This window comes from Streptomyces sp. NPDC086835 (assembly GCF_044745705.1).
Lineage (GTDB): Bacteria > Actinomycetota > Actinomycetes > Streptomycetales > Streptomycetaceae > Streptomyces.
In genome coordinates this window covers 121,274-145,611 of the sequence record NZ_JBIVAU010000005.1, presented here as the reverse complement: position 1 = coordinate 145,611, position 24,338 = coordinate 121,274, and the positions used below count along the sequence as shown (strand labels likewise).

19 protein-coding genes are annotated in these 24,338 nt (G+C 71.7%); 17 read left to right on the top strand and 2 right to left on the bottom strand.

The genetic code is table 11. The features are described from left to right. Positions 1-188 precede the first annotated feature (188 nt). From ACIPJI_RS18510 to ACIPJI_RS18435, 16 genes are all read left to right on the top strand, one after another. A complete protein-coding gene (locus ACIPJI_RS18510; protein WP_402247350.1) occupies positions 189-2,597 on the top strand; it encodes an MFS transporter in 2,409 nt (802 codons plus the stop codon). Between the two features lie 219 nt (positions 2,598-2,816). Then, positions 2,817-5,255: a SpoIIE family protein phosphatase gene (locus ACIPJI_RS18505; protein WP_402247348.1), complete on the top strand. Its 2,439-nt coding sequence runs from the start codon at positions 2,817-2,819 to the stop codon at positions 5,253-5,255. A gap of 33 nt (positions 5,256-5,288) precedes the next feature. Further along, a complete protein-coding gene (locus tag ACIPJI_RS18500) occupies positions 5,289-6,191 on the top strand; it encodes a hypothetical protein (RefSeq protein WP_402247346.1) in 903 nt (300 codons plus the stop codon). A 135-nt stretch (positions 6,192-6,326) separates the two neighbouring features. Next, entirely contained in the window at positions 6,327-7,574 is a 1,248-nt protein-coding gene (locus ACIPJI_RS18495; RefSeq protein ID WP_402247344.1) for a hypothetical protein, read from the top strand. Further along, the gene (locus tag ACIPJI_RS18490; RefSeq protein ID WP_356620071.1) at positions 7,574-9,172 is read left to right on the top strand and encodes a substrate-binding domain-containing protein; all 1,599 of its coding nucleotides are present in this window, start codon (positions 7,574-7,576) and stop codon (positions 9,170-9,172) included. The genes ACIPJI_RS18495 and ACIPJI_RS18490 overlap by 1 nt, the downstream gene beginning before the upstream one ends. Beyond that, positions 9,156-9,932, top strand: coding sequence for a hypothetical protein (locus ACIPJI_RS18485; RefSeq protein ID WP_402247342.1), 777 nt, complete (start codon positions 9,156-9,158; stop codon positions 9,930-9,932). Before ACIPJI_RS18490 ends, ACIPJI_RS18485 begins: the two co-directional genes overlap by 17 nt. Positions 9,933-9,970: 38 nt before the next feature. Next, complete coding sequence (locus ACIPJI_RS18480) at positions 9,971-10,471, top strand: Lrp/AsnC family transcriptional regulator (RefSeq protein WP_307709278.1); 501 nt, start codon at positions 9,971-9,973, stop codon at positions 10,469-10,471. A 66-nt stretch (positions 10,472-10,537) separates the two neighbouring features. Then, positions 10,538-11,377, top strand: coding sequence for an alpha/beta hydrolase (locus ACIPJI_RS18475; RefSeq protein WP_356620067.1), 840 nt, complete (start codon positions 10,538-10,540; stop codon positions 11,375-11,377). After that, positions 11,374-12,009: a maleylpyruvate isomerase N-terminal domain-containing protein gene (locus ACIPJI_RS18470; RefSeq protein WP_402247340.1), complete on the top strand. Its 636-nt coding sequence runs from the start codon at positions 11,374-11,376 to the stop codon at positions 12,007-12,009. The genes ACIPJI_RS18475 and ACIPJI_RS18470 overlap by 4 nt, the downstream gene beginning before the upstream one ends. Before the next feature lie 187 nt (positions 12,010-12,196). After that, positions 12,197-13,027, top strand: a complete 831-nt coding sequence (gene ddaH / locus ACIPJI_RS18465; RefSeq protein WP_307709281.1) for a dimethylargininase — start codon at positions 12,197-12,199, stop codon at positions 13,025-13,027. Beyond that, the gene (rocD, locus tag ACIPJI_RS18460) at positions 13,024-14,247 is read left to right on the top strand and encodes an ornithine--oxo-acid transaminase (protein WP_402247338.1); all 1,224 of its coding nucleotides are present in this window, start codon (positions 13,024-13,026) and stop codon (positions 14,245-14,247) included. Before ddaH ends, rocD begins: the two co-directional genes overlap by 4 nt. A gap of 123 nt (positions 14,248-14,370) precedes the next feature. Further along, positions 14,371-15,207, top strand: coding sequence for a M55 family metallopeptidase (locus ACIPJI_RS18455; RefSeq protein WP_402247336.1), 837 nt, complete (start codon positions 14,371-14,373; stop codon positions 15,205-15,207). After that, the gene (locus tag ACIPJI_RS18450; protein WP_356620061.1) at positions 15,200-16,546 is read left to right on the top strand and encodes a M20/M25/M40 family metallo-hydrolase; all 1,347 of its coding nucleotides are present in this window, start codon (positions 15,200-15,202) and stop codon (positions 16,544-16,546) included. The genes ACIPJI_RS18455 and ACIPJI_RS18450 overlap by 8 nt, the downstream gene beginning before the upstream one ends. Before the next feature lie 11 nt (positions 16,547-16,557). After that, a complete protein-coding gene (locus tag ACIPJI_RS18445) occupies positions 16,558-18,555 on the top strand; it encodes an LpqB family beta-propeller domain-containing protein (RefSeq protein ID WP_402247335.1) in 1,998 nt (665 codons plus the stop codon). Next, entirely contained in the window at positions 18,552-19,487 is a 936-nt protein-coding gene (locus tag ACIPJI_RS18440) for an LD-carboxypeptidase (RefSeq protein WP_402247334.1), read from the top strand. Before ACIPJI_RS18445 ends, ACIPJI_RS18440 begins: the two co-directional genes overlap by 4 nt. 190 nt (positions 19,488-19,677) lie before the next feature. After that, positions 19,678-21,477 carry a CocE/NonD family hydrolase gene (locus tag ACIPJI_RS18435; RefSeq protein ID WP_402247710.1) on the top strand — a complete coding sequence of 600 codons (1,800 nt, stop codon included), beginning with the start codon at positions 19,678-19,680 and terminating at the stop codon, positions 21,475-21,477. Here the strand turns inward: ACIPJI_RS18435 and ACIPJI_RS18430 are convergent, their stop codons facing one another. Together ACIPJI_RS18430 and ACIPJI_RS18425 are read right to left on the bottom strand one after the other, a co-directional pair. Further along, a complete protein-coding gene (locus ACIPJI_RS18430) occupies positions 21,478-22,545 on the bottom strand; it encodes an adenosine deaminase (RefSeq protein ID WP_402247332.1) in 1,068 nt (355 codons plus the stop codon). Positions 22,546-22,627: 82 nt separating this feature from the next. Beyond that, the gene (locus ACIPJI_RS18425) at positions 22,628-23,374 is read right to left on the bottom strand and encodes a GntR family transcriptional regulator (RefSeq protein ID WP_402247329.1); all 747 of its coding nucleotides are present in this window, start codon (positions 23,372-23,374) and stop codon (positions 22,628-22,630) included. A gap of 165 nt (positions 23,375-23,539) precedes the next feature. Here ACIPJI_RS18425 and ACIPJI_RS18420 point away from each other — a divergent pair, with 165 nt between their 5' ends. After that, the gene (locus tag ACIPJI_RS18420) at positions 23,540-24,115 is read left to right on the top strand and encodes a GNAT family N-acetyltransferase (RefSeq protein ID WP_402247327.1); all 576 of its coding nucleotides are present in this window, start codon (positions 23,540-23,542) and stop codon (positions 24,113-24,115) included. Positions 24,116-24,338 lie beyond the last annotated feature (223 nt).

Here is a 24,338-nt window from a genome sequence, read left to right as displayed (position 1 = left end):
CGTGGCCCGGTGGTGCGCCCGGCGCGCGCCGGGTCGGGGGAAAGTCGCTGGTGGGTACCCCAAATGCGCCCTGGGCGGGGCGTGTTGAGAGGGCTCTCGAACGCCTGGCCGGGGTCGTGACCGACTTGCTCCCCCTTCGTGCGCAATGCGAAGAATGACGCCGCGCAGTGCGACGAGGGGAGCAGGACGTGGGCGGCATCACTCTGGTGAAGGACGAGCAGGCCGCGCCGGCCGCCGCCGGACCCGCGGACCCGCCGCCGCACTCCGCGGAGAGTGCGCCCGCGCCGCTCGGCCCCCGCCGCGTACGGCTCGTCTTCACGGGCCTGATGCTCGCGCTGCTGCTCGCCGCGCTCGAGCAGATGATCGTCGCCACCGCGCTCCCGAAGATCGTCGGTGAGCTGCACGGGCTGGACCGGATGTCGTGGGCGATCACCGCGTATCTCCTCACCGCCACCATCGGACTGCCCGTCTACGGCAAGCTCGGCGACCTCTACGGCCGCAAGGGCGTCTTCCAGTTCGCCATCGTCGTCTTCGTCGTCGGCTCCGCCCTGGCCGGCTGGTCCCGCACCATGAACGAGCTGATCGCCTTCCGTGCGGTCCAGGGCCTCGGCGCCGGCGGGCTCATGATCGGTGTGCAGGCGATCATCGCGGACATCGTGCCGCCCCGTGAACGCGGCCGTTTCATGGGGCTGATCGGCGCCGCCTTCGGGCTCGCCTCCGTCGCCGGTCCGCTGCTCGGCGGGTTCTTCACCGACCACGCCTCCTGGCGTTGGTGCTTCTACTTCAACGTCCCCTTCGGACTGATCACCCTCGTCGTCGTCAGCGTGGTCCTGAGGCTCCCCAAGCCCGAGGGCCGGGCCCGCCTCGACGTCCTCGGCGCGCTGTTCCTCGCCGCCGCCTCCACCTGCCTTGTGCTGCTCACCAGTTGGGGAGGCACCGAGTACGCGTGGGGCTCGCGCGTGATCCTCGGACTCGGCGCCGGCGCCGCGGCGAGCACCGTGCTCTTCCTCGTCGTCGAACGCTACGCACCCGAACCGGTCATCCCGCTGCGGCTGTTCAAGGACTCCGTCTTCAACATCACCTCGCTCGTGGGCGCGGTCGTCGGCATCGCCCTCTTCGGCGCCGCCAGCTACCTGCCGACGTTCCTCCAGATGGTCGACGGGGCCAGCGCCACCGAGTCGGGCCTGCTGATGCTGCCGATGATGGGCGGGATCGTCGTCGCCTCGATCGTCTCCGGCCAGCTCATCAGCCGCACCGGCCGCTACAAGGTCTACCCGGTGCTCGGCAGCGCGATCTCGGTCGTCGGCATGTGGCTGCTGTCCCGGCTGGAGGTGGACACCTCCCGGCTCGAGTACAGCGTCGGGCAGGCGGTCCTCGGTGTCGGCATCGGCCTGGTGATGCCGGTCCTGATCCTCGCCGTGCAGAACGCCGTGCCGCCCGCCGACCTCGGCACCGCGACCAGCGCCAACAACTACTTCCGGCAGATCGGCGGCAGCGTCGGCGCCGCCGTCTTCGGCACGCTCTTCGCCGACCGGCTCACCGACGCGCTCGCCGACCGCGTCCCGGCGGGTGCGGGTCTGCCCGACCCGTCCGCCATCACTCCGCAGCTGGTGCACGCCATGCCGCCCGCACTGCGCGACGCGTACGTCCAGGCCTACGCCGACGCGATGCCGCGGATCTTCCTCTACCTCGTGCCGGTGCTCGTCCTCGGCCTGCTCATCGCCTTCTTCCTCAAGGAGAGACCGCTGGTGTCCCACAACGCCCCCGCCGACGCCGCCGTGCCGCACGCCCGCACCGCCCCCGCGCCCGCCGCCGGGCGGCCGGCCGCCCCGCACCAGGCCGGTGTGCCCGTGTGCGGCACCGTCCAGCACCACGACGGCACCAGCGTCCCGCGCGCCGCACTGACCCTGATCGACGTGCAGGGCACGCAGATCGGCCGCGGAGCGAGCGGCGAGGACGGCCGGTACGCGCTGAGCGCACCCGGTCCGGGGGCGTACGTGATGATCGCGGCGGCGGGCGGCCACCAGCCGCAGGCCGTCACGGTCACCGTCGGCGAGCGGCCCGTCGACCTCGACGTGGTCCTCGGCGGCGCCGGCCGCCTCGCAGGGACGGTCGTCACGGCCGACGGCAGCCCCGTACGCGACGCCGCCGTCACCCTCACCGATGTGCGCGGCGAGGTCGTGGCCACCACCCGCAGCGGACGCGAGGGCAGCTATGTGATCAGCGAACTGGTGGCGGGGGAGTACACCCTGGCGGCCGGCGCCCCCGCCTTCCGGCCCGCCGCGCACCCCGTCAGCGTGCAGGCGTCCCGTGAGACCCGCCAGGACATCGAGCTGGCCGGCGGGGCCGTGCTGCGCGGCACCGTGCGGGCGGGCGACGGCCGGCCGGTCGACGACGCCCGCGTGACCCTGCTGGACGCGGCCGGCAACGTGGTCGACACGCTCACCACCGGGCCCGACGGCACATTCCGCTTCGTCGACCTGTCGTCGGGCGAGTACACGGTCATCGCGTCGGGCTACCCGCCGGTCGCGACCGTGCTCCAGGTCGCCGGCGGCGGGCGCACCGAGCGCGACCTGCAACTCGGTCACGCCGACTGACTCCAGGGCCCGCGGCGCCCCTTCCCACCTGCGGGGCGAGGGGGCGCACGCGACGCGGCGCGCCGACGTTCTGGGCGCCCGCCGCCCGCTCGGCCGTTCGCCGGCTTCGCGCCGGGCGCACGACCTCTTCCGCCAACGCCCGGCGCCCGGCGCGGAGATACCCCTACCGTGGTGAACAAGGCCGTTGTCTCCTGGCGGCGGGGAAGGAGCAATCCACCCATGGACAGTGGCGTTCCGCCGGTGCCCCGGCAGCGGTACCCGGTGGCCGGACGGATTCCGCTTGCCGTGATCGTCGTGGACGGAGACGGTCTGGTGTCGCACTGGTCCACCGGTGCGCGCCGTCTCTTCGGCCACGCGAGGGCGGAGGCGGTCGGGCGTCCGGCCGTCGAACTGCTGCCGCTCTCCGGCGCCTTGGCCGGTCAGGACTGCGACCACGCGGCAGAGCACGGCGGCGACGGCATCGGCCACTGCCCGGGATGCAGCGCGTACAGCGGACTCGGGCGGGGCCTGGACGCGTGCCTGGACAGGCTCACCGCCTACCCGAGGGCCGGCCGTGCCCGCGTCTCCGAGCTGAGCCAGGACCGGGTCGACGTGCTGTGGTGGGCGTATCCGATGGTGGGCCCCGGCGAGGAGCGCCTGCTCGTCCTCGCGGCGGACGCGGGACGGCTCGGCACCGACGAAGGGAGCGTCGAACGGATCGCTCCGGGCTTCGCCCTGCACACCGAATTCCCGGGCGCCGAGGAACTGGCGCGCAGGCTCCCCGAGATCCTCCCCAGCATGAGCGTGCGGGAGTCGACGCGGATCGTCTCCCGGATCCTCGACCTCGGCTACCCCGTCCTCGAGTTCAGCCACCACGACCGGGTGCCCGTCACCCCCGACTGGGGCGTGCCCCGCCGCGCCGCCCGCAGGGCACGGCAGCAGGCGGCCGAGCAGGACCTCGCGGCCGGGCATCCCGTGGAGGAGGCGGACCTCGAGCAGGACCTCGAATACGCCGCGGTGCGCGAGCGCCTGGAGTTCCTGAACGAGGTCAGCGGCCGGATCGGCTCCTCGCTGGACCTCGCCCGGACGATTCGGGAGATCAGCTCCGCGATCGTGCCCCGCTTCAGCGACGTGGCCTGCACCTATCTGCGGGAGGAGGTCGTCGCCGGCGAGGGCTTCTGCGACGGGGACCCCGACGCGACGACCATGTGGCACCGGGTGGCGTTCGAGCACGTCGACGAGCCCGGCCGCTGGGACGACATCGTCCCTGTCGGCGAGTCCATGCCGTTCCCCGCCCACACCCCGTTCTTCCAGTGCATGGTCACCGGCGAGCCGGTCCTGGTGCCGCTCATCACGGAGGAGATGGGCACCGCCATGGCCGAGCAGTTCGACAAGCGGGACATGCGCCCGCTGATCAACGGCCGGTCCATGCTGGTCGCACCGCTCAAGGCACGCAACGTGGTCCTCGGCTGCATGATCCTGCTGCGCCACCCCGAACGGCCCCTGTTCAACGACATGGACCGGGTCACCGGCGCCGAACTGGCCGCCCGTGCGGGGCTGGTGCTCGACAACGCCCGTATGTACACCTACCAGGAGAACGTCGCGGAGACGCTCCAGGACTCGATGCTGCCGCAGGTCGCCCCGCGCACGGCGGGCTGCGACACGGCGACCCGCTATCTGCCGGGCACGCTGCTGGGCCGGGTCGGCGGCGACTGGTTCGACTCCGTCAAGCTGCCGGGCTCGCGCACCGCGCTGGTCGTCGGCGACGTCATGGGTCACGGGCTCAACTCAGCGGCCATGATGGGCCAGTTGCGTACCGCCGTGCAGACGATGGCGGCACTCGACCTGCCGCCCGCCCAACTCCTGCGCAACCTCGACGACCTCGCCCAGCGCCTCGGCGAGCACTACCTGGCCACCTGCGTCTACGCGGTGTACGACCCGGTCCGCGGCGAGTTGGAGCTGGCCAACGCCGGCCATGTGCCCCCGGTGCTCGTCCGCGCCGCCGACGGCCGCAGCGAACTGCTGGAACTGCCGTCGGGAGCGCCCATCGGGGTCGGCGGGGTGCCCTTCCGCAGCGTCCGCGTCGCGGTGTCGCCCGGCGACCGGCTCGTGATGTGCACCGACGGTCTGGTGGAGGTGCGCGGCGAGGACATCGGCGTGGGTCTCGCGACGCTCTGCGAGTCCGCCGCGCATCCCGCGGCGTCGATGGACGAGGCCTGCGACACCATCATCCGCGCGCTGAACACACGGGGCGGGCGCAAGGACGACGTCGCCCTGCTGATGGCGCGGCTGAACGGCATCGACCCCGGCTCCGTCGCCACCTGGGAGCTCTCGCTCGTGCCGCGGGAGGCGGCGAGGGCACGGCGGCTGGTGCGCGGACAGCTGAACGCCTGGGGACTGGGGAAACTCACCGGCACGGCGGAGCTCCTGGTCGGCGAGGTCGTCGCCAACGCGGTGCGGCACGCCTGCGGCCGCCGTGCCGAACTGCGGCTCGTACGGGCCGATTCGCTGCTGTGCGAGGTGGCGGACGACGACCACACCCTGCCGACTCTGCTGGACGCACGCCCTGACGAGGAGGGCGGCCGCGGTCTGCGGGTGTTGAGCGCCCTGTCGCGGGAGTGGGGCACCAGTCGCACGGCGGGCGGCAAGACGGTCTGGTTCGAGCTGCCCCTCGGGTAAGGCGGTTCCGGGCGTCTTCTAGGGTTGCCGCACATGAGGCCTGGACAGCAGCACCCGGAAGGCGGGCAGCACCCGCGCCACCCGCAGCCCGGTCCCTACGGGGCGCCGGGCGGCCCGCAGCAGCCGTGGGACATGCCCACGCAGCCCGCCGGCCCCGCCGCATCCGTCCGTGAGCGCCGCGGCCCCGCCGCGGTCGTCGCCGTGGTCGCGGCCGCGGTCGTCGTCGTGGCCGCCGCGGTCACCGGATATCTGGCCCTCGGCGGCGACGGTGACGACCACGCCCACCCGCCCGTCCCCGCCTCCTCCGCACCTGCGGCGGACGACGCCCGTACGGACGCCGGCGAGCAGCCGACCGTGCCCGGCTGGCGGACCGTGACGAACCCGAGGACCGGCATCGTCTTCGACGTGCCGCCCGAGTGGAGCCTCAAGCCGACGTCATGGGCGAGCTATGTCGCCGACGAGGGCGACCCGGAGGAGATCCCCCTCGTCGGCTTCTCCGCCCCGGCGATGCTCAAGGAGAAGTGGTGCGTCTTTGACGCGGACCTGGACGGCTCGTCGGACGAGACCTGGCTCGCCGCCGCCGGCTCCCGCGGCGAACGCGGGGCGAGAACGCCGCAGGAGGCCGCCCGCGACAATGCCTCCCTGTGGGTGTACGGCGGGTACACCCAGCCGGACAAGGCAAAGGTGACCAAGGGCGCGGCACAGCCGTACACCACCGCCTCCGGCATCACGGGCAGTGTGGCGACCGCCTCCTCAACGGGCGTCGAACGTGATGGCAAGTGCGACACCGACGGCAAGGCGACCGCCTTCGCCTTCAAGAACCCGAAGGGCGACATCGTCTCCTGGACGTTCGTAGGAGCGAAGGGGGTAGGCGACGAGGTGCCGGACGGAGTCGTCCGCAAGGTACTGAGCACCGTCCGCCTGGCCGGGGGCTGACCGGTGCGCCCGGCGGCCAACAGGGCTTTTCTGCAACGGAGTTGTTCACCGAATGTTGGCCGAGTCGTCGAATGGGAGCCGTCCGGAAAGGTAAGGCTGTTCCCGAGGTGACACGGGGACGAAGGGGGAGCGTCCGTGGCTGTCGGAGAGAGACGGGTCACAGCGGAACCGCGGCTGGGCATCCGGCGTGAGTCGCGCTCTTCATGGTCGAGGCGCGGCTTCCTCCTCGTCGTTCTGCCCCTCCTGGCGGCCGTGCTGACAGGCGTCGGCGTGCTGGCCGTGTCCGGGAACATCCTGCTCCCCTTCCAGGGTGTGATCACGCTGGAAGGGAAGATGGCGTCCAAGCGGGACTTCTTCGAGGACGAGGAGGTCCAGCGCATCCTGATGAAGCATCACATACGGGTGCACATCACCAGTTCGGGATCGCGTGAGGTCGCCATCAGGGACATCTCGTCCTACGACTTCGTCTTCCCCTCCGGCCAGCCCGCCGGAGACCTCATCACCTCGGAGCGCGCGGCGCAGAACCGCTACGCCAAGGTGCACCGGCCGTTCGTCAGCCCGATCGTGCTCGCCACCTACCGCGAGTACGCACAGGCGCTGGTCGACGCCGGCACAGCCACCGCGCAGCGCGGCTCCGGTGACGGCGGACAGCCCTTCTACTACGTGCTGGACATGCCCAAGTTCCTTCAGCACATCCACGACAAGCGCCGCTGGAACGACATCGGCATCCAGCGCCAGGGCATCACCAACGCCAACCGGATCGTCGCGCAGAGCCCCGACGTCTGCGGCTCCAACTCCGCGGGCACCTACCTGGCGCTGGTCGCCTTCACCTGGCGCGGCAACGGCGACGAGGTGCCCGACACCGACCAGGAGGCCGACGAGCGGGGCCGGGCGATCCGGCACCTGATGGAGCAGGGCCTGCCGAGCGCCGACGTGTTCCGCACCTACATCTCCCCCGAGGGTAAGAACATCGCCCCTGTGGTCGTGGCGTACGAGCACCAGTACCTCGCCTACCAGGTGCACTACCAGGCCCGGTCCAAGAAGCCCGACCCGCAGCGGGTGCTGCTGTACCCCTCCGGGCAGTTCGTCACCCAGCCGCAGTTCATCGCACTCAACAAGGACGGCGACCGGCTCGGCGAGCTGATCACGCACGACCCCGAGTTGCGGCAGCGCGCCATGGAGCTGGGCTTCCGGATCCTCGATCCGACGGGCCAGGTCGCGGGCGACCGGCTCATCCGGTTCCTCGAGGAACGCGACGTGCCCGTCCCCGCCATCGACGGCGACGACACCAGGTCGGCGATGCCCCGGCTGCGGTACCTGGAGAGGATGATCTCCGTCGTGGGTGACTGCCCCACCGCAGAAGCCGTGGCGGGGCAGCCCTGATGAGGCGGCACACCCGCCTTCGCGGACTGATCGCCCTGTGCCTGGCGTGCCTGCTGCTCCTCCCTGCCACCGGCTGTGCCCCGGACAGCCCCGAGCGGATCACCCTGAAGGTGCTCGCCAGTTCCGAACTCGCCGACATGGCACCGCTCCTGGCCGACCTGCGCCGCGAGACCGGCATCACGCTGGAGATGGACCACCGCGGCACGGTGGACGCCAGCAACGAGCTCGCCGCTCCCGGCGGACAGCGGCGCCACGACCTCGCCTGGCTGTCCTCCGACCGCTACTACCTGCTCAAGGCCAAGGCGAACGGGCTGAGCGGCGAGAAGCCACTCTCCACCAGCATCATGCGCTCGCCCGTGGTCATCGGCATGAAGCGTGCGACGGCGGAGCGGCTGCGCGGCATGGCCACCGACGGACAGATCTCCTGGGCCGACGCGGCCGACGCCGCCGCGGACGGGTCGCTGCGCTTCGGCATGGCCGACCCCCGGCACACCAACAGCGGACTCGCCGCACTCGTCGGAGTGGCCACCGCGTCCGCCGGCACCGGAGCGGCACTGCGCCCGAAGGACGTCTCCTGCGAACGGCTGCGCGGCTTCTTCGCCGGACACGAACTCACCGGCGACTCGTCGGCCGGGCTCGCCGACCGTTTCGTGGCACGGCAGGACGGGCTGAACGCCCTGATCACCTACGAGTCGGAACTCCTTGCCCTCAACAGCAGCGGACGGCTGCGGGAGCCCCTGGAGATCGTGTATCCCCGGGACGGCATGGTCCTGTCCGACTACCCGGTACTGCTGCTGAACCCGGAGCGGCGTGACGCCTACGACCGGCTGGTCGAGTGGCTGCGCAGCGAACCGGTCCAGAAACGGATCATGGAAAGGACCCTGCGAAGGCCGATCGACCCGGGCGTCGCCCGCATCGACGGGCTGCGGGAGCCGGTGGGCAACGCGCTCTACTTCCCGGACGACCAGAAGGTCGTCGACCGCCTCCTCGCCGACTACGGCGACCCGCACCGGGACCGCGCCGCCCGGGTGATCTTCCTGCTCGACTTCTCGACCTCGATGCGCGGCGAACGGATCGAGCGGCTGCGGGCGACGTTCGACGGTCTCGCCGGCGCGGACGACTCCCACTCCGGCAAGTTCGTCCGGTTCTACCGGGGCGAGTCCATCACCGTGATGCGGTTCGGCGGCCGCGTCCTCGACGAGCGGACCGTCGTCTACAACGGGCAGCGGGACCTGGACCGGCTGCGCGGGTTCGTCGCCGCGGACGACTTCGCCGACAGCACCGCCGTCTGGTCCTCGCTCGACCACGCCTACGGCACGGTCCTCGACCTGCTGCGCGAGCGGCCCGGCCAGGACGTGTCCGTGGTCCTGATGACCGACGGTGAGAGCAACGCCGGGATCGACCTCGACACGTTCGTCCGCCGGCACGCGCGATTGCCGAAGGACGTACGCGCAGTGCGCACGTACACCATCCGCTACGGCGAGGCCGACACCGGTGAACTCGACCGAGGGGCAAGGGCGACGGGCGGCCGCATGGTCGACGCCGCAGACCGGTCCCTCCTCAGTGCGTTCAAGGAGATCCGTGGGTGTGTTCACTGAGCTGTGGTGGAGCGTCTGGTGGGCCTGGATGCTGCTGTGGCTGCTGACGGCGGCGGGCGCCGGAGCCCTGCTCGCCATGACCCTCGCGCGGCTGATGCGCCGCAGACGCAGCCGCGCGCGGAACATCACGTACAGCATCTGCTTCTACCTGCACGACCGCTCCGTCATGGACCACTACCAGATGCGGGGCTACGCGGCGGCGCTGCGCAAAGAGGTGGAGCAGCGGACGAGCGACAGCAAGGACGGCACGATCAGGGCCAGTGTCTTCGGGATCGGCGCCGGGGCGGGACGGCGCGACAACAGCGAGATCGTCAGCAAGTACATGGAGGTCGCGGAACCGATCTCGGTGATCGGCGTCATCATGGACGTGCTCGAGGAGAAGGACGTCATCGTGCACGTCGACCTCGTCAACGGGACGGTCCGGCGCAACGCGGCACTCACCCGCGCCCTGGCCGACCACGCGCGGGCCGGCGACCCGCCGCCGAGCTCGGTACGGCTGCGTGACGTGGAGGACTTCGTCCTCATCCGCGGCCGGTTCCGCAGGATCAGCAGGTCGGACGAATCCACGGTGCTCCTCGCGCCCTACGGCGACCCCGACGATCTCTCCCAGGGGCCGCGCGTACGGGTCACCTGCGCCACCGAAGGGCTGCGCAACGACGTGCCGAGCGGCACGTTCTCCGCCCGCTGCCTCGGCAAGGTCCAGGACTGGAACTCCGAGGAAGCGGTGCTGGAAGTGCAGGCCATGGCCATCTTCCGATAGGGTCCGCGCGCGACAGGGCCGTCCGGAGGAACCTTGAGATGACGAACAGATCCGCGCCGTTCGACGAGCTCGACCGCAAGATCGTCGCGGCCCTGGTGGCGAACGCGCGGACCAGTTTCACGGAGATCGGTGCGGCGATCGGCCTGTCGGCCACGGCGGTCAAACGCCGGGTCGACCGGATGCGCGAGAACGACATCATCACCGGCTTCACCACCACGGTGCGTCCCGCCGCGCTCGGCTGGGCCACCGAGGCCTACGTGGAGGTGTACTGCGACGGCGCCGCCCCGCCCCGGCGGCTCGCCGAGGTCGTACGCAACCACCCGGAGATCACGGCCGCGATGACGGTGACCGGCGGCGCCGACGCGCTGCTGCACGTACGGGCGACGGACGTCGAGCACTTCGAGGAGGTCCTCGAACGCATCCGGGCCGAACCGTTCATCCGCAAGACGATCAGCTACATGGTGCTGTCCCACCTGCTGACCGGCAGCCCGGAGGCCGGCGCCGGCCGCGCCGCGACGAGTGGCGACGCCGGCAGGTGACCCGGGGCAGGCGGGCGCACACAACCCGGTTGCCCTGACGGTCCGCCGGTGAAAGGGTCTCGCCCCATGCCTACCTTTTCCGCGCACGACGGAACGCGCCTCTCCTACCGGGAGTTCGGAAACGGCGCGCCCCTGATCTGCGTCCCCGGCGGACCCATGCGGGACTCCACGTACCTGGGCGACCTCGGCGGCCTCTCCGCGCACCGCCGGCTGATCATGCTCGATCTCCGGGGCACCGGACGGTCGGAAGTGCCCCAGGACACCTCCTCCTACCGCTGCGACCGGCTCGTCGACGACCTCGAAGCCCTGCGCAAGCACCTCGGCCTCGACCGGGCGGACCTGCTCGGGCACTCCGCCGGCACCAACCTGGCGGCCCTCTACGCGGCGGCCCTTCCTGAGCGGGTCGGCAGACTCGCCCTGATCACACCGAGCGTCATGGCCCTCGGCGTCACCGTCACCGCGGACACCCGGCGGGAAACGGCGCGGCTCCGCAAGGACGAGCCGTGGTTCCCGACCGCGTTCGCCGCCCTGGAGGAGGTCTTCGCCGGCAAGGCGGGCGACGCCTCCTTGCGGGCCGTCGCACCGTTCTTCTACGGCCGCTGGGACGAAGCGGCCCGGGCCCACCGGGCGGCGGAGGACGAACAGCGCAACGACGCGTCGGCAGCCGCCTTCGGCGCCGACGGCGCCTACGACCCCGATGCCACCCGCGCGGCGCTCGCCCGGTTCACCTCGCCGGTGCTCGTGCTCGCCGGCGAGGTCGACCTCAACTCCCCGCCCCCCGCCATGACCGAAGTCGCCGGACTGTTCCCACGGGCCGAACTCGTCGTCCAGCCAGGAGCCGGCCACTTCCCGTGGCTCGACGACGCCGAGCGCTTCGTCGCGACCACGTCGGCGTTCCTGCGGTGAACGGCCGCCCGCCCGTCACCGCCGACGACCTCGACCACGCCGTCCAGCTCGCCGTCGCCGCCCTCGGAGAGGTCCCCACGAGGGCCTGGGACGGCAACGCGGGCACCCTGGAGTGGACCTGCTGGGAGACCGTCGAGCACCTCGCCGACGACCTCTTCGCCTACGCCGTCCAACTCGGACCCCGCACCCCGCCGCTGGACCGTGAGGTGCCCTTCGCCTACGAGAGCCGCCGGCCCGGCGGCCCCGCCAACTCCGTCCACGCCGATCGCGCCGCGGGCCCCGACGGGCTGCTCCAGGTGCTGGAGGCCGGCGGCGCACTGCTCGTCGCCATGGTGCGCACGACACCGCCGCAGGTGCGCTCCCACCATGTCTTCGGTGCGTCCGACCCCGAGGGCTTCGCCGCGATGGGCATCGTGGAGACCCTGGTGCACACCCACGACATCGCCGACGGGCTCGGCCTCACCTGGGACCCGCCCGCCGGCATCTGCTCACGGGTGCTCGCCCGGCTGTTCCCCGACGCCCCCGCGGACACCGCCCCCTGGCCCGCGCTGCTCTGGTGCACAGGCCGCGCCGACCTCCCCGGACGGCCACGCTCCGCCACCTGGCGGTGGCACGGCGCGCCGCCCGCGTAGCCCGAACGGGTGGTGCAGGCCCGGCGGGCGACGCGAAACGCCGCCGATGGGCCGTACGACGCAGGATTGCTGCGCATACACGCAGCGCTTGTTCCTTGTCGCCCGAACCTCCCGATTCCTACCGTTGAGACGTCACCGGTCGTCACCGGTCGTCACCGGCCATCTCAGGAATCGGGAGGAACCCCGGGTGCCACCCAGCCGCGTGCCTCGCCCCAGGCGTTACCTGGTCTGCGAACCCCGTTACTTCGACGTGAAGTACGCCATCAATCCGTGGATGAGCGAGAACACCGAGGTCGATCAGGACCTCGCCCGGTCCCAGTGGAACGCCCTGACCGACGCCTACCGCGCTCTCGGCCACAAGGTCGAGTCCGTGGAGCCCCACGCAGAACTGCCCGACATGGTCTTCGCCGCCAACTGCGCACTGGTCCTCGACGGCAAGGTCTTCGGCTCCCGCTTCCACGCGCCGCAGCGCCGGCCGGAGGAAGAGGCGTACGCGGCCTGGTTCAAGGTCGCCGGGTTCGACGTGCACCGGCCCGGGTCGGTGTGCGAGGGCGAGGGCGACCTCGTCCCCGTCGGCGGCCACATCCTGGCCGGCACCGGATTCCGTACGACCACAGAGGCCCACCGCGAGGTGCAGGAGTTCTTCGGCGTACCGGTGATCGGCCTCCAGCTCGTCGACCCGTACTTCTACCACCTCGACACCGCCCTGTTCGTCCTCGACGAGGGGAGCGACGGGCACGACGCGAACATCGCCTTCTACCCGGAGGCGTTCTCGCCGGGCAGCCTCGCGGTGCTGCGGCGGTTGTTCCCCGACGCGGTGATCGCCACCCGCGAGGACGCCATGGCCTTCGGCCTCAACTCCGTGTCCGACGGCCGCCACGTCCTCGTGGCCCCGCAGGCGAAGGCACTCGTCGGACAGCTCGCCGAACACGGCTACGAGCCCGTCCCCGTAGACATGTCCGAATTCCACAAGGCCGGCGGCGGCATCAAGTGCTGCACTCAGGAGATCCGCGCATGACTCTCACCCCCGTACGCACGCAGCGCTCCTCCGAGGAGCTCATCCGCGCCGAGAACACGGCGCTGGCGCACAACTACCATCCGCTGCCCGTCGTCGTCGCACGCGCCGAAGGCGTCTGGGTCGAGGACGTCGAGGGCCGCCGCTACCTCGACATGCTGGCCGGCTACTCGGCGCTCAACTTCGGCCACCGCCACCCCGGCCTCGTCGCCGCCGCCCACCGCCAGCTCGACGAGGTCACCCTCACCTCGCGCGCCTTCCACAACGACCGGCTCGCCGGCTTCGCGGAAGGTCTCGCGGAGCTCACCGGCCTCGAGATGACCCTGCCGATGAACACCGGCGCGGAGGCCGTCGAGAGCGCGGTCAAGGTCGCCCGTAAATGGGCCTACGAGGTCAAGGGCGTCGCACCCGACCGGGCGACGATCATCGTCGCCGACGGCAACTTCCACGGCCGCACCACCACCATCGTCAGCTTCTCCACCGACGAGTCGGCGCGCGGCGGCTTCGGCCCCTTCACGCCCGGTTTCCGCATCGTTCCCTACAACGACCTGGCCGCGCTCGAGAACGCGATCGACGAGACCACGGCCGCCGTGCTCATCGAGCCGATCCAGGGCGAGGCGGGCGTCCTCATCCCCGACGACGGCTACCTCGCCGGCGTGCGCGAGCTGACCCGGCGGGCCGGCTGCCTGTTCATCGCCGACGAGATCCAGTCCGGTCTCGGACGCACCGGCACGACCCTCGCCGTCGACCACGAGTCGGTCGTCCCCGACATGCTGCTGCTCGGCAAGGCCCTCGGCGGCGGCATCGTCCCCGTCTCCGCGGTCGTGGCGCGCCGGGACGTGCTGGGCGTGCTGCGTCCCGGCGAGCACGGCTCCACGTTCGGCGGCAACCCGCTGGCCGCCGCGGTCGGTTCCGCCGTGGTCGACCTGCTGGCCACCGGAGAGTTCCAGCGCAGGGCCGCCGAGCTGGGCGAGGTGCTGCGGGAGGGTCTCACCGCGCTGGTGGGCAAGGGCGTCGTCGGCTTCCGCTCCCGCGGGCTGTGGGCGGGCGTCGACGTCGACCCGGCCATCGGCAGCGGCCGGGAGATCAGCGAGCGGCTGATCGCCGAGGGCATCCTCGTGAAGGACACCCACGGCTCCACCATCCGGATCGCGCCCCCGCTGACGATCACCCGTGAGGAACTCGGGTCGGCCCTCGCCTCCTTGGAGAAGGTCCTCGGCTAGCGGGCCGTACCCGGCCGCTCCCCGGAGCGGCCGGGACGCGGGGTGACCAGCCCCTCCGCTCCACGGCCACGCTGTCGTAAGGTGCACTTCTGGCAGCGTGGCCGTGGCGGAACGGAGAGAGCCGTGAAGATCCTCATCAGCGCCGACATGGAGGGTGCCACGGGGGTGACATGGCCGGCCGACGTCCTGCCCGGCACACCCCAGTGGGAACGCTGCCGCTCCCTGTTCACCTCCGACGTGAACGCGGCCGTTCTCGGCTTCTTCGACGGCGGCGCCGACGAGGTGCTGATCAACGAGGCACACTGGACGATGCGCAACCTCCTCCTCGAGGAACTCGACGAACGGGCCGAGATGCTCACCGGGCGTCACAAGTCGCTGTCCATGGTCGAGGGCGTCCAGCACGGCGACGTCGATGGCATCGCCTTCATCGGCTACCACACCGGCGCCGGCACGGAAGGCGTCCTGGCCCACACCTACCTCGCCAACTCCATCACCGGCGTCTGGCTGAACGGCGTCCGCGCGAGCGAGGGTCTGCTCAACGCCCACGTCGTCGCCGAATACGGCGTCCCCGTCGTCCTCGTCACCGGCGACGACCTCACCTGCGAGGACGCGCTCGGCTACGCCCCCGGCGCGCTCAAGGTCGCGGTCAAGGACCATGTTTCGCGCTACGCGGCGGTCTGCCGGACCCCCGCCCGCACCGCGCCGGACATCCGTGCCGCGGCCAAGGAGGCCGCCGGCCTCGCCGTACGCCACGCGCCCGTCGAAGGCGGACCGTTCACCGTCGAGCTCGAGTTCGACGCCGAGCACCTCGCGGCGGCGGCCACCGTCGTCCCGGGCGTGGCAAGGGCCCGGGGAGAGAGGCGGGTGGTGTACACCAGCGGGACGATGTACGAGGGCATCCGCACATTCAAGGCGGTCACGACGATCGTCTCCGCTGCCGTGGAGGAGCAGTATGGCTGACGTGACAGACACCCCCATCGACGCCCGCGCCCTCGACGAGGTGGTGACCTTCACTTCCGAGCTCATCCGCATCGACACCACCAACCGGGGCGGCGGCGACTGCCGTGAGCGGCCCGCCGCCGAGTACGTCGCCGAGCGGCTGGTCAACGCGGGGCTCGATCCGGTGCTGCTGGAGCGCACCCCCGGCCGCACCAACGTGGTGGCCCGCTACGAAGGCTGGGACCCGGGCGCCGACGCGCTCCTCGTCCACGGCCACCTCGACGTGGTCCCCGCGGAGCCCGCCGACTGGACCGTCCACCCCTTCTCGGGCGAGGTCCGTGACGGAGTGGTCTGGGGCCGCGGCGCCGTCGACATGAAGAACATGGACGCCATGGTCCTCGCGGTCGTGCGGGCCTGGGCCCGGCACGGCATCCGGCCACGCCGCGACATCGTGATCGCGTACACCGCCGACGAGGAGGCCAGCGCCGAGGACGGTTCCGGCTTCCTCGCCGCCGAGCACGCCGACCTCTTCGACGGCTGCACCGAAGGCATCAGCGAATCCGGCGCCTACACCTTCCACGCCGGCCCCGACATGGCGCTCTACCCCGTCGCCGCCGGTGAACGCGGCACGGCCTGGATGAGGCTCACCGCGGACGGCAGGGCGGGCCACGGCTCCAAGGTCAACCGCGAGAACGCCGTGACCCGGCTCGCCGCAGCGGTCGCCCGGATCGGCGAACACCACTGGCCGGTACGCCTCACACCGACCGTGAAGGCCGCCCTGCTCGAACTCGCCGCGCTCCACGGCATCGATGTGACCAGGACGGACCTGGAGACCACCGGCTTCGACGTCGACGAGCTGCTCGCCAAGCTCGGCCCGGCCGCGGGGCTCGTCGAGGCGACGGTGCGCAACAGCTCCAACCCGACGATGCTCAACGCCGGTTACAAACTCAACGTCATCCCCGGGAACGCCACCGCCTACGTGGACGGGCGGATCCTCCCCGGCACCGACGAAGAGTTCCACGCGACCATGGACGCGCTCACCGGCCCCGACGTCCACTGGGACTTCTACCACAACGAGATCGCCCTCCAGGCGCCGGTCGACTCCCCGACCTTCGCCAAACTCCGCGCCGCGATCGAGGCCTTCGACCCGGACGCCCATGTGGTCCCGTTCTGCATGTCGGGCGGCACCGACGCCAAGCAGTTCGCCCGGCTCGGCATCACCGGCTACGGCTTCTCACCGCTGAAGCTGCCGCCAGGCTTCGACTACCAGGCGCTCTTCCACGGCGTCGACGAGCGCGTCCCCGTCGACGCCCTCCACTTCGGCGTCCGGGTCCTCGACCACTATCTGCAGACCGCTTAGGGGGAACGGACATGGTGCCCACCGGGGCCTACGGAACCTGGCCGTCGCCGATCGACGCGGCCCTCGCCGCGTCGCACGACGGACGCCCCGAGTATCTCGGCGTCGTCGGCGACGAGGTGTGGTGGACCGCGCCCCGCCCGGCGGAGGGCGGCAGACGCGCCCTGGTGCGCCGGCGACCCGACGGCGCCGAGGAATCGGTGCTCCCCGCCCCGTGGAACGTCCGCAGCCGCGTCATCGAGTACGGCGGCATCCCCTGGGCGGGCGTCGACCGCGCGGAGCTGGGCCCGCTCGTCGTGTTCGTCCACTTCCCCGACCAGCGGCTCTACGCCTACGAGCCCGACCGGCCCGACGCCGAACCGCGGCCCCTCACCCCCGTGTCGGACCTCGGCGGCGGACTGCGCTGGGCCGATCCGCAACTGCGGCCGGAGCGCGGCGAGGTGTGGTGCGTCCTCGAGGAGTTCACCGGACCCTCGCCCACCGACGTCCGCCGGGTCATCGCCGCCGTACCGCTGGACGGCTCCGCGGCCGGCGACAGGTCCGCGGTACGGGAACTCAGCGACGGCCGACACCATTTCGTCACCGGGCCGCGGCTGTCGCCCGACGGGACCAGGGCGGCATGGATCGCCTGGGACCATCCGCGGATGCCGTGGGACGGCACCGTCGTCATGGTCGGTGACGTGACGGAAAACGGTCCGTATCAGAACGTACGGCCGGTGGCCGGCGAGAGCGACGAGTCGGTCGCCCAGGTCGAATGGGCCCCGGACGGCTCCCTCCTGTTCAGCGCCGACGGCAGCGGATGGTGGGAACTCCAGCGCATCAGGCCCGGCGCCCTGGACTCCGAGGGGCGCACACCGCTGTGCCCGGGCCGCGGCGAGGAGTTCGGCGGGCCGCTGTGGAAGATCGGCTCGCAGTGGTTCCTGCCGCTGCCCGGCGGACTGATCGCCGTCATCCACGGCAAGGGGGCGACCGCGCTCGGGATACTGGACCCGGAGACCGGCGAACTCGTCGACGCCCCGGGGCCGTGGAGCGAGTGGGCGCCGACCCTCGCCGTGCACGGCGACCGGGTGTTCGGCGTGGCGGCCAGCCCGCGCAGCGCGTACGAGATCGTGGAGCTCGACACACGTACCGGTCGCGCCCGGGTCGTCGGCAGCCCGCACGACGACCCGGTGGACCCGGCGTACTACCCGGAGCCGCAGATCCGTACCTTCACCGGGCCCGGGCACCGCGAGATCCACGCCCACATCTACCCGCCGCACAGCCCCGACCGGGTGGCGCCCGACGATGAGCTGCCGCCGTTCGTCGTCCGGGCGCACGGCGGCCCGACCGGTCGCGCGGGGCTCGTGCTCGACCTGGAGATCGCCTACTTCACCTCCCGAGGCATCGGGGTGGCCGAGGTCAACTACGGCGGCTCCACCGGTTACGGCCGGGAGTACCGCGACCGGCTCAAGGAGCAGTGGGGCGTCGTCGACGTCGAGGACTGCGCGGCCGTCGCGCAGGCGCTCGCCGACGAGGGGACCGCGGACCCCGCCCGGCTGGCGATCCGCGGCGGCAGCGCCGGCGGCTGGACCGCCGCGGCCTCGCTCGCCACCACCGATGTGTACGCCTGCGGCACGGTCATCTTCCCGATCCTCGACCTCTTCGCCTGGGCCACGGGGGAGACCCACGACTTCGAGTCGCGGTACCTGGAGTCGCTGGTCGGCCCGCTCGACGAAGTCCCCGCCCGCTACCGGGAACGGTCGCCGATCAACCACGTCGACCACATCACCGCGCCCTTCCTGCTGCTGCAGGGCCTGGACGACGTGATCTGCCCGCCGGTGCAGTGCGAACGGTTCCTGGAGCAGTTGGCGGGACGCCGGATCCCGCACGCGTACATCGCCTTCGAGGGCGAGGGGCACGGATTCCGCAGGGCCGACACCTTGGTCCGGGCGCTCGAGGCCGAACTGTCGCTGTACGCCCAGACCTTCGGCGTCACCCGTTCCGATGTCCCCCTGCTGGAGCTGAGGAAATGAACCTGGAGCCGCTCACCCGTCCGAAGCGTCTGCGTGCCGGGGACCGGGTCGCCGTCGTCGCCCCCAGCGGTCCCGTACCGGACGAGCGCCTCGACGCCGGTCTGGACATCCTGCGCGGCTGGGACCTCGACCCCGTCGTCATGCCGCATGTCCGCGAGACGCACCCGGAGCTGGGGTATCTCGCGGGGACGGACGAGGCCCGTGCCCGCGACCTCACCCAGGCGTGGTGCGACCCGTCGGTCTCCGCCGTGATCTGCGCACGCGGCGGGTACGGCGTCCAGCGGATGGTGGACCTCGCCGACTGGGACGCGATGCGCGCCGCCGGGCCCAAGGTCTTCGTCGGCTACAGCGACATCACCGCGCTCCACGAGGCGTTCGCGGTGCGGATGGGACTCGCCACCCTGCACGGCCCGATGACCGGCACGGAGACCTTCCTCAAGGACACCCGCACCCAGGACGCGCTGCGCGCCACGCTCTTCGAGCCGGAGACCGTGCGGCAGCTCCACGGCCTGACGGACGTCCGCCCCATGGTGTCCGGCCGCGCCCGCGGCGTCACCCTCGGCGGCTGCGTCTCGCTGATCGCCGCGGACCTGGGTACACCCCACGCCCGGCCGTCCGCCCGGGGCGGACTGCTGCTGATCGAGGACGTGGAGGAGGAGGACTACCGCCTCGACCGGATCCTCACGCAGCTCCTGCGTGCCGAGTGGCTGGACGGCGTCGCGGGCGTCGTCCTCGGCTCCTGGGCGCAATGCGGTCCTTACGAGCAGATCCGCGCGGTCCTCGCCGACCGGCTCGGCGGGCTGGGCGTCCCGGTCGTCGAGGAGTTCGGCTTCGGCCACGGCCCCACGAACCTCACGATGCCGCTCGGTGTCCCGGCCGTACTGGACGCGGACGCGGGGACGCTGACGCTCGACGTGCCGGCGCTGGTCTGATCAAACGTCGGTTTGATCCGACGCTGGTCCGATCCATTGCTGAACTTCTGTCGACAACCTCACGCACGAGCGTTGACGTGCCTTTGACATGTCCCGCAGCATGGGCGTCGGCCGCCTACTTACCGGTCGGTATGGCGAGTTGGGTCATGTCGACCTCGGGCACGGCGGCCCCGGTCGTGGCGTCCTCGATGTGGAGGTCCTTGTGTCCCGTGCCCTGCCCCGAAGCCGCAAGGCCCTCGCCCTGGCCGCAGGAGCGGCCCTCCTCGCGCCACTCGTGTTCACCTCCACCGCCACGGCCGATCAGACGCCGCAGCCCGCGTACAGCGTCACGGCACTGAAGTTCACCGTCCAGGCAGGCGGCAGGACCTGCGTGATCGACGCCGACCTCTATCGCCCGGCCGGCCTCGACCGGCAGCGGACCGCTCCCGCCGTCCTCACCACCAACGGCTTCGGCGGCAGCAAGGCCGACGGCTCGACGGACGCCACGGCCCGGGCCTTCGCCGCTCGCGGCTATGTCGCGCTGGCCTACTCCGGTCTGGGCTTCGGCGCTTCCGGCTGTCTGATCTCCCTTGACGACCCGGACATCGACGGCAGAGCCGCCTCCCGGCTCGTCGACTTCCTTGCCGGGAAGCGCGCCGCCGACGACGGCACGACGGCCGACTTCGTGACCAGGGACGGCCACGGAGACCCGCGCGTCGGCATGATCGGCGGCTCGTACGGCGGGGCGATCCAGCTGGCCACCGCCGCGGTGGACCACCGGGTCGACGCCCTCGTCCCCGTGATCACCTGGAACGACCTCAACCACTCCCTCGACCCCAACAACGCGGTCGCGACGACCGTGCCGGGCGCCTTCAAATGGCAGTGGGCCGACGGCTTCTGGCTGATCGGGGAGGGACAGCCGCTGACGAACCCGAGCCTGGATCCCTCGCGCTTCGGCTCGCTCCAGTGCCTCCACTTCGTCGCCGAGGCCTGCGACACGCTGCGTCTGCTCAACTCCGGCCGCTATCCCGCCGACCGGGTCGACGCCATGCGGACCTTCGCCCGCAGCGTCTCGCCCGTCTCCTATCTGCCGCGCGTCGAAGCGCCCACGCTGCTGATCCAGGGGCAGGCCGACAGTCTGTTCACCCTCAACGAGGCGCAGGACAGCTACCGGACGCTGAAGGCCGAGGGCACCGAGACCAAGATGATCTGGCAGTCATGGGGACACAGCGGCGGCATGACCGACCCCGCGTCCGGAGAGCTCGACCTCGGCGAGGGAAACCTCGAGTCGAGCTACGTGGGCCGGCGCATCCTCGCCTGGTTCGACCGGTACCTGCACAAGAACACCGCCGTGGACACCGGCCCCGACTTCGCCTACTACCGCGACTGGCAGAGCGGCTACGGCGAAGCGGCCGCCGTGCCCTCCCTCTCGCAGAAGCTCTACCTGTCCGGCGACGGCAAACTCGTCGACACCCGCGCGAAGGTCGCCCGTGGCAGCCGCACCTACACCAACCTGCTCGTGCCGACCAGCCACTCGGAGTCCTCGCTCTCCGGCATCATCGGCGTGCCCGACCCCCAGCCGTACGACATGAGGGGGACCCACCTGGGCTGGCGGAGCGAGCCGCTGAAGTCGGCAGTCGACGTGGTGGGCGCCCCACGGGCCCGGCTCGAGGTGGTCTCGCCCCGGACGGAACGCGTCCAGCACTCCGGGGACGCCGCCGACAAGCTGGTGCTGTTCGCCAAGGTCTACGACATCGCGCCGAACGGCACCAAGACCCTGGTGAACCGCCTGGTCGCGCCGGTCCGGGTACCGGACGTGACCAAGGCGTTCACGGTGGAGCTGCCGGGCATCGTGCACCGCTACGAAGCCGGACACCGGCTGGAGTTCGTCATCGCCGCGAGCGACACGGCGTACTTCGGAAACCGCGGCGTCAAGCCCGTCACGGTCGTCAGCGAGCCCGGCGACACCGGGGTGCTCGAACTCCCCGTCGTCCAAGGCTCCCTGTCCTGACTACGCGCCGAGGGCCGCGTACCCGGGCCGGATCACCTCGTCGATCAGCCGCTGCCGCTCAGGCAGCGGCAGGAACGCCGACTCCACCGCAGCGACCGTGAACTCCTCGAACACCGCGGGTCCGTAGCCGAAGGCGTCCACCATGTGCCGGAACTCCTCGCTCATGGTGGTGCCCGAGACGAGACGGTTGTCGGTGTTGAGCGTGACGCGGAAGCCGAGCCGGCGCAGCAGGTCGATGGGATGCGTGTCGTACGACTTCGCCGCACCCGTCTGGAGGTTGGACGTCGGGCAGACCTCCAGGGCGATGCGGTTGTCGCGCACGTAGGAGGCGAGACGGCCGAGCGTGGCCGTGCCGTCGTCGTGGACCTGGATGTCGTCCGTGATACGGACACCGTGACCGATCCGCTCGGCGCCGCACACCTGCACGGCCTCATGGATCGACTCGGCGCCGACCGCCTCGCCGGCGTGGATCGTGAAGTGGCAGTTGTGACGCCGCAGGTGCTGGAAGGCGGCGAGGTGGCGGGCCGGCGGATTGCCGACCTCACCGCCCGCTATGTCGAACCCGGCGACGCCGCGGTCGCGGTGGGCGACCGTCAACTCGGCGATCTCCAGGGAACGTTCGGTGTGCCGCATGCCGGTGAGCAGCGCGCGCACGGTGATCCTCCCACCGCTGCGCCGCTCACCCTCCCGCAGCCCCGCGTTGACCGCGTCCACGACCTCGTCGAGCCCGAGGCCCCTCTCCTGGTGCTGCTCGGGCGCGTACCGCACCTCGGCGTACACGACACCGTCCGCCGCCAGATCCTCCGCACACTCGGCGGCGACACGCTCCAGCGCCTCGCGGGTCTGCATCACCGCACAGGTGTGGGCGAAGGTCTCGAGGTAACGCTCCAGCGACCCCGAGTCGGCGGCGTCCCGGAACCAGACCGCGAGAGCGGCCGGGTCCTCGGTCGGCAGCCCCTGATAGCCGCAGGCGCGGGCCAGCTCGATGATCGTCCCGGGCCGCAGACCGCCGTCGAGGTGGTCATGAAGGACGGCCTTGGGTGCGCGCAAGATGTCAGACAAGTGCATCCGGGGAGTGTACGGCACGGGGCGTTGTGCGCCGCGCCCGCGGCGGGCTTGTTCCACGCGCCGCGCAGCGGCCCCCGGCCGCTCAGTTCGACTGGCGCACCGGCAACGACCCCGCCCCCGTCGCCAGCACATGCTTCGCCGCCAGCACCGGCACCTCTCCCACCCGCACCACCTGCGTCACCAGCACCGCCGGCGTGTCCGCCGCCCGGTCGAGCTGTTGGCCGCGGCGGGTGCCGAGCAGCGTCGCGCTCACGCCGCTGTGCGCGGTGAGGGCGATGCCGCGGGACGCCCCGGTCAGCGCGGCGAGCATCGAGACCGCGGGCCCCGCCTCCCGCAGCGCCGCCGCGAACGCGGGATGTGCCACCTCCAGCGTCTCTTCCGGCGCGGCCCACTCGTGGCTCAGCACCCCCGTCGTGCCGTCGCCGTTCAGCAGGGACTCCCAGAAGCGCAGCTCGGACCCGGCGGGCGCGAGCAGATGCTGGGTGGTGAAGTCGGTGGGTTCCTCCGTGGTCCGCAGCAGCGGCCGCACCCGCAGCGGCGGTCCGCCGCCGGAGAGGAGCTGCTCCAGCGGCTGGAGGTGTTCGTAACCGCGCCGGGGCGGATGGGCGTTGACCGTCCGCCCGACCCCTCGGCGTACGGACAGCAGGCCGTCCTCCTGGAGCAGCAGCAGCGCCTCACGCAGGGCGGGGCGGCTGACGCCGAGCTCGCCGGCGAGCCGGGGTTCCGAGGGCAGGGTGGACCCGGGCGGGTAGACGCCTTCGCGGATGGCGTCCGCGATCCGCTCGTACAGGACGACGACGGGTCTGCGCTGCTGCCTGCTGACTGCCACTGGACCGGCCCTTCCTCGGCTCACCACTTGGTGCGGGCGCCCCGTTCGATCCCGTCGGGGGGCGCCGTCCCTGTCTGACAAGTGTCTCATCGATGCGACGCGGCGAACGGGATCGTCCTGGCAACGGAGCGGCCTCGGAGCCGGGCCGCATGACAAGCTGACGCCATGTCCGCGCCCGAGCCCCGGCCTTCCGCAGGCGACCCGTACGTCGCCACCGGCACACGCGTCGCCCTGCGCCACCTCACGTACGAGGACGCCGCCGAATTCACCGCGGCCGCGCGGCGGAGCAAGGACCACCACCGGCCATGGCTCTTCCCGCCGCTGACACCCGACGACTACGCCGGGTACGCCCGGCGGCTCATCGAGGACCCGGCCCGTGCGGGCTTCCTGGTGTGTGAGCGCCCGGCGGGCAGGATCGCGGGGTACATCAACATCAACAACATCGTCCACGGCGCGTTCCTCAGCGGCGCCGTCGGCTACGGGGCCTTCGCGCACGCCGTGGGCCGCGGCCTGATGGGGGAGGGCCTGCGGCTCCTGGTCGCATACGCCTTCGCGCGAAGCGGCCTTGGGCTGCATCGCCTGGAGGCCAACATCCAGCCCGGCAACACGGCTTCGCTGGGACTCGTACGGTCGGTCGGCTTCCGGCTCGAGGGCTACTCGCCCGACTTCCTGCACATCGACGGCGCCTGGCGCGACCACGAGCGCTGGGCGATCACCCAGGAGATGACGATCCGGGGCTGAACCGCCGGACATGGAGTCAGTTCCAAGGTGATCGGATCAGGGCTATTCTCGGGCGATGTCGAATCGGGCGGTAGCAGCTGGAGTAGGTCTCGCGCGGGTGATGGCGCACTGCGGGGGCAGCCCGGCGGCAGCCGTGGAGTATCTGGCGGGTGCCGTCGCCTCCGCGCCTGAGGACCCCGAGCCCTATGTGGTTCTTGCCGAATTGTGGAGGGACAAGCCCTCG

What these genes read in the sequence shown, in the direction of transcription:
- ACIPJI_RS18505 (WP_402247348.1), top strand. Translation starts at nt 2,817, where the DNA reads ATGGACAGTGGCGTTCCGCCGGTGCCCCGGCAGCGGTACCCGGTGGCC.
- ACIPJI_RS18500 (WP_402247346.1), top strand. Translation starts at nt 5,289, where the DNA reads ATGAGGCCTGGACAGCAGCACCCGGAAGGCGGGCAGCACCCGCGCCAC.
- ACIPJI_RS18490 (WP_356620071.1), top strand. Translation starts at nt 7,574, where the DNA reads ATGAGGCGGCACACCCGCCTTCGCGGACTGATCGCCCTGTGCCTGGCG.
- ACIPJI_RS18480 (WP_307709278.1), top strand. Translation starts at nt 9,971, where the DNA reads ATGACGAACAGATCCGCGCCGTTCGACGAGCTCGACCGCAAGATCGTC.
- ACIPJI_RS18475 (WP_356620067.1), top strand. Translation starts at nt 10,538, where the DNA reads ATGCCTACCTTTTCCGCGCACGACGGAACGCGCCTCTCCTACCGGGAG.
- rocD (WP_402247338.1), top strand. Translation starts at nt 13,024, where the DNA reads ATGACTCTCACCCCCGTACGCACGCAGCGCTCCTCCGAGGAGCTCATC.
- ACIPJI_RS18450 (WP_356620061.1), top strand. Translation starts at nt 15,200, where the DNA reads ATGGCTGACGTGACAGACACCCCCATCGACGCCCGCGCCCTCGACGAG.
- ACIPJI_RS18445 (WP_402247335.1), top strand. Translation starts at nt 16,558, where the DNA reads ATGGTGCCCACCGGGGCCTACGGAACCTGGCCGTCGCCGATCGACGCG.
- ACIPJI_RS18440 (WP_402247334.1), top strand. Translation starts at nt 18,552, where the DNA reads ATGAACCTGGAGCCGCTCACCCGTCCGAAGCGTCTGCGTGCCGGGGAC.
- ACIPJI_RS18430 (WP_402247332.1), bottom strand. Translation starts at nt 22,545, where the DNA reads ATGCACTTGTCTGACATCTTGCGCGCACCCAAGGCCGTCCTTCATGAC.
- ACIPJI_RS18420 (WP_402247327.1), top strand. Translation starts at nt 23,540, where the DNA reads ATGTCCGCGCCCGAGCCCCGGCCTTCCGCAGGCGACCCGTACGTCGCC.